Raw genomic sequence first — 5,776 nt, forward strand, 5'->3', positions numbered from 1 at the left:
TACGCTATCTGCCGGAAAAAACCACATCGGTCGCGGCGTTACTGGGCAGGCCTGTGACTGACTTTGAACAGATCCTGCTGCAGGCGCTGCAGAACCCGCCCTTCTGAGGCAGGTTCTATTTTGCTTTTTTATTCGTAAGAGCGACTATCTTCAATGACCTTGCCGTCATTGGCCAGTTCGCCGACCCCGACAAAAACAATGGCGGCACGCAGCTTGGTTTCTTCCCGAACCACATTACCCAGTTTTTCCTGCAGGCCTGCGGCGGGCACGCCGTCCACTTCCACAAAAAGCGTCATGTCATCGCGCCCGGTTTCACCGGAAACGACCAGCCTGGCCTTGTTGATCTGCTCAAAGCGAGCGACGATTCTGGCCACTTGCTCCGGGTGCACAAACATGCCCCGCACCTTGGTCGTCTGGTCAGCCCGTCCCATCCAGCCGCGAATCCGCTTGTTGGTGCGACCGCAGGCTGAATGCCCGGGCATGATTGCCGACAGATCTCCAGTGCCAAAACGCAGTAGCGGATAATCGGGATTCAGGGTAGTCACAACAATTTCCCCCACCTCGCCTTCGGGTACCGGCTCATTGGTGCCGGGCCGCACAATTTCCAGCACAATATCTTCGCCGATAATCAACCCATCCCGCGCTTCGGACTCATAGGCGATCAAGCCCAGGTCGGCAGTGCCGTAGGCCTGATAGCCGTGAATCCCGCGTTGTGCGAACCAGGTCTGCAACGACGGCGGAAATGCTTCCCCGGAGAACAGTGCGCGCTTCAATGACGGCAATGCGATCTGCATTTCGTCGGCTTTTTCCAGAATCAGTTTGAGAAAGCTGGGGGTGCCTGCATAGCCCTCGGGCTGCAAATCATGGATGGTTGCCACCTGCATTTCAGTCTGGCCGACCCCGCCCGGAAATACCGTACAACCGATGGCCAGCCCAGCCGTTTCAAACATGGAACCGGCTGGGGTGAAATGATACGAAAAGCAGTTGTACAACAGCGTATTGGCTCGAAAGCCAGCCGCATACAGCGCGCGACCGAAACGCCAGTAGTCGGCCCGTTTGCTCTCGGGCTCATAAATGGGGCCGGGCGAGGCAAATACACGCGCCGCGTCACCCCAGCCAATCGTTGAAAAACCGCCAAAGACGCGTTGCACGACAGTGCCCGCCCCAGGGCCAGGGCCCGCGTGGGCGGGCTTTTGACCGGTCTGCGTACGTTGCGCATGCTGCCGCTTGAGCAGCTCAGATTTACGCAATACCGGAATGGCGGCTAGCGCCTGGCGACTGGTGATGCGGTCCACCGGCACGTCCTGCAACTGCGTGGCAATTGCCGGCGCCCGCTCGCGCGCTGCAGCCAGCGCTGCGGGCAATGCCGCAAACAGATCGGCCTCGCGCTGCGCCTGATCGCGCACTTCCAGAGCATCGAAATACTCAGTCATTCTCTGCTCCTAAGCCAGCCAGCGCTTGCGGCGGCGATAAAATTTGGTGTCACGAAAGTTTTTCCGATCACCGCTTTCAATGCCCAGATAAAATTCTTTCACGTCATCGTTGCTGGCCAGCTCCTGGGCCGTGCCGTCCATCATTACCCGGCCGCTTTCCAGAATGTAGCCGTAGTCGGCATAACGCAGCGCGATGTTGGTATTCTGCTCGGCCAGCAAAAAGCTCACCCGTTCACGGGTATTGAGGTCACGCACGATTTCGAAGATTTCCTCGACAATCTGCGGCGCCAGACCCATGGATGGTTCATCCAGCAGAATCATTTTAGGGTCGGCCATCAGAGCGCGCCCAATGGCCGCCATCTGCTGTTCCCCGCCCGAGGTATAGCCAGCCTGGCTGCTGCGACGCTGTTTGAGTCTGGGAAAATACTGGTACACCCGATCCAGCGATGCCTGAATGTCGCCCTTGCTCACCTTGCGCGTATAGGCGCCGGTAAGCAGGTTCTCCTCGATGGTCAGGTGGCCAAAACAATGACGTCCTTCCATGACCTGTATCACTCCCCGTTTTACGAGGTCAGCCGGTGTCATACTGTCGACCCGTTCATTCTGGTAATGAATCGTCCCTTTGGTCACGTCGCCGCGCTCGCTTTTGAGCAGGTTCGATACGGCACGCAATGTCGTCGTCTTGCCGGCGCCGTTTGCGCCGAGCAGCGCCACAATCTTGCCTTCCGGCACCACCAGCGAAACGCCGCGCAGGACAAGAATAACGTGGTTATAGATCACTTCAATACCGTTGACGTTCAACAGGAGCTTTTCAGGTTCCGGCTTGGCGGCAGCGTCTGCTGCAGTTGGCGTGGTTTGCATATTGATATCCCGCTATGTGCTGTCTGATGGGTTGCCCATCCCCCGGCACCGTACCGCGCCGGGGGTGGACGCTCCTCATCCCTCAGGAAGAAGTCTTGCTGCAGTCACGTGGAGTCACTTTCTTTGACTGTGCGTATTTCTCGGCTTCAGACTTGACCAGCGGTCCCACATATTTCTGGTCTGCCTGATACAGATCTGAAGCCGGAACAAACTTGCTGCCGTCCCACTGGACGATCCGGGCCCAGTCTTCACCAACGTGGTTGGCGCAAGAAGTTTTGAACGGTTTGATGATTTGGTCAAAGCCGATTTCCTTCAATCGCGCTTCGGTCAGGTTCAGGTTTTCGAAACCCCAGCGCACCTGTTCGGAAGTCATATGCTTGCCCTTGCCGTATTTTTCCTGGGCAGTGCGAATGGCCTCAACCTGCAGCATGGAAATGACCAGACCACGGGTGTAAGCGATGGTGCCCAGGGTGTTTTTGCTGGAACCATTGCCCTTGTCAAACAGATGCGTTTTCAGATCGTCGTATACCTTGCCCTTGGCTTCCCCGGTATTGTGAATCGTAATGGCGTTGTATCCCTTGGCCACCTCACCCAGATCCTTCACATCGCCCTCTGACCCGGCCCACCAGATGGCATAGATCTTGTCACGGGCGTAACCGGTAGCCTGCGCTTCACGAATGGCCGTTGGCGTCATGATGCCTGCACTCCACAGCAATACGTAATCAGGCCGTTTCTGGCGGATTTGCAGCCATGTGGATTTCTGCTCAACACCCGGTGCTGTCACCGGATAAAGCTGCAGTTCGAAGCCGTTGGCTTCGGCCCGCGCCTTGAGCAAGGGGATCGGCTCTTTGCCATAGGGCGAGTCATGATACACAAGGGCGATTTTCTTGCCTTTGAGCTTATCTTCTCCCCCCAGTTTTTTGGCAATGTCCTGAACCATTACATCAGCCGCGGTCCAGTAGGTACCCAGCAACGGAAAATTCCATTTAAAGACAGAACCGTCTGCAGATTGAGACAAGCCATAACCCACCGTTTCGATAGACACCTTGTCTCTCGGGGCCCTGTCCGAAACCGCAAATGTGATACCGGTGGACTGTGAATCAAAGCCCGACGCGCCGCCGTGAGCAGCCTTAAAGCGCTCGTAACACTCTACGCCGCGATCTGTCGCATAGGCGGTTTCACATTCTTCATAGGCGATCTTGACGCCGTTGATGCCGCCGTCGCGCTCATTGACCAGCTTGAGGTAATCAATCTTGCCATCGGCCCAGGGAATACCCAGCGGCGCGAACGAACCCGTACGATAGGTCAGCAATGGAATAAATTGTTCGTCGGCTGCCTGCACCTGTAGCGGCAGCGTACCCAGCACTCCGGCGACACCCAGTGCGGCTATCCATTGTTTCATTTTCAATTTCATGTCTCTCTCCTCGGATTTTCATCCAGATAGGTTTTATTTATTGAATACATCCAGCACAGCAAACAGCACACCACTAGTGCGGAAACGGCCAAATCCGCAATTTTTCTTTCGCAATACTCCACAGCCGCGCCAGACCATGTGGCTCGACGATCAGGAAAAATACAATCAGGGCGCCAAATACCATATGCTCGATATGCGCTGCCGTATCCACTCCCAGCGAGAGCCCCAGCATTTCGGGAACCCGGTTGAGCATAATGGGCACCAGGACGATGAAGGCGGCCCCAAAAAAACTGCCTACGATAGACCCGAGCCCGCCAATAATAACCATGAACAGCAACTGGAAAGAGCGGTTCAGATCGAAGGCAGACGGCTCCCAGGAACCAAGATGGATATAGCCCCACAAAGCGCCGGCGATACCCACAATGAACGAGCTGACGGCAAAGGCGCTGAGCTTGGCATACATGGGACGGATCCCGATAACAGAAGCGGCCACGTCCATATCACGAATGGCCATCCACTCACGACCGATGGCGCCGCGCACCAGGTTCTTGGCCAGCACTGCGATGACTATCACAAGTGCAAGTACGAACAAATATTTCTGCAAAGGCGTTTGTACCGGCAAGCCGAAAAAGTCCAGCCGTGGCACCGACACGCTGCCCGATGATGAGTTATTGGTGAAGAATGGAATACGCAGGAAGGTCCAGTCTACAAAGAACTGCGCCGCCAGCGTGGCAACCGCCAGATACAGACCGCGTATCCGCATGCTTGGAATGCCAAAAAGAATACCCACCAAAGTGGCAAAGACACCGCCCATCAGAAGTTGAAAGATAAGTGGCAGTCCCGGAAAGCGTACGCCGAAGTTCCATGCGGCATAGGCCCCCACCGCCATGAAGGCGCCGGTGCCCATCGAGATCTGGCCGCAATAGCCCACCAGAATATTTAAGCCGATAGCCGCCATGGCCAGTATCAGAAACGGGATCATGATCCCGCCCAGGAAGTAATTGGTAGACACAAGCGGCACGACAACGATAGCCACGATCAGCAATAACGCAATAAAGATACGGTCCTGCCTGATCGGAAAAATCTGTTGATCCTGCCGGTAACTGATTTTGAACTGACCGTTTTCACGATAAAACATATGGATTCCCTTGCCTTTTACACGCGGTCAATGATTTTTTCGCCGAACAGACCCTGCGGGCGGAACAACAGGAACACCAGCGCTAGCACATAGGCAAACCAGATCTCGATCCCCCCGCCTATGAACGGACCGATATAGGCTTCGGACAGCTTTTCTCCAACGCCAATAATCAGGCCGCCGATAATGGCGCCGGGCACTGATGTGAGCCCACCCAATATCACAACCGGCAATGCACGCAACGCCGCAGTGGACAGCGTAAACTGCACGCCAAACTTTGAGCCCCAGATAATCCCGGCAACCAGTGCCACAATGCCGGCGACGACCCAGACAATGACCCAAATGCGATTCAGGGGAATGCCGATAGATTGCGCGGCCTGGTGATCATCTGCCACGGCACGCAACGCGCGCCCTGTAGCCGTGTACTGGAAAAAGAACGCCAGCAGCGCCACCAGCACTGCTGAGATGACAGCGGCCGTCAGGTCTTCCAGGCTGATCAGAATGCCCCCTTCGAACACCGAATCCAGGATGAACGCAGGATCCTTGGGCATGCCGACATTGATGGAGTAAACCGAGCTGCCGAAGATAATCTGACCCAGTCCATCCAGGAAATAACTGATGCCCAGCGTGGCCATCAATAACGTGGTGCCTTCCTGATTGACCAGGTGGCGCAGCACCAGCCGCTCCACAAGAATAGCGAAAAGCACCATGACGCCAGCGCTGACAATGAACGCCAGGATATTTGCCAGCAGCAAATTTTCAAATCCCAGCCATTGCGGAATCCATACCGAAAACCGTGCCATGGACAAGGCGGCGACCAGCACCATGGCGCCCTGGGCGAAGTTGAACACCCCCGATGCCTTGAAGATAAGAACAAAACCGAGTCCGACCAGCGCATAAAGCATGCCGCCCATCAGACCACCAAAAAGCGTT

At 55.8% G+C, this 5,776-nt stretch carries 5 protein-coding genes; all 5 read right to left on the bottom strand.

Annotated elements, in window-relative coordinates; genetic code table 11:
- Nucleotides 1-128: 128 nt before the first annotated feature.
- The gene (locus ACTIKR_RS20060; RefSeq protein ID WP_193088331.1) at nt 129-1,433 is read right to left on the bottom strand and encodes a phenylacetate--CoA ligase family protein; all 1,305 of its coding nucleotides are present in this window, start codon (nt 1,431-1,433) and stop codon (nt 129-131) included.
- Between the two features lie 9 nt (nt 1,434-1,442).
- Nucleotides 1,443-2,294 carry an ABC transporter ATP-binding protein gene (locus ACTIKR_RS20065; RefSeq protein WP_193088332.1) on the bottom strand — a complete coding sequence of 284 codons (852 nt, stop codon included), beginning with the start codon at nt 2,292-2,294 and terminating at the stop codon, nt 1,443-1,445.
- An 82-nt stretch (nt 2,295-2,376) separates the two neighbouring features.
- Entirely contained in the window at nt 2,377-3,708 is a 1,332-nt protein-coding gene (locus ACTIKR_RS20070; RefSeq protein ID WP_193088333.1) for an ABC transporter substrate-binding protein, read from the bottom strand.
- A gap of 73 nt (nt 3,709-3,781) precedes the next feature.
- Nucleotides 3,782-4,846 (bottom strand): branched-chain amino acid ABC transporter permease, encoded by a 1,065-nt coding sequence (locus ACTIKR_RS20075; protein ID WP_193088334.1) that lies wholly within the window; start codon nt 4,844-4,846, stop codon nt 3,782-3,784.
- A gap of 17 nt (nt 4,847-4,863) precedes the next feature.
- Nucleotides 4,864-5,776 (bottom strand): branched-chain amino acid ABC transporter permease (locus ACTIKR_RS20080; protein WP_442328833.1); only part of this gene is annotated, 913 nt, incomplete at its 5' end.

This window comes from Advenella sp., assembly GCF_052108595.1.
Classification (GTDB): domain Bacteria; phylum Pseudomonadota; class Gammaproteobacteria; order Burkholderiales; family Burkholderiaceae_B; genus Advenella.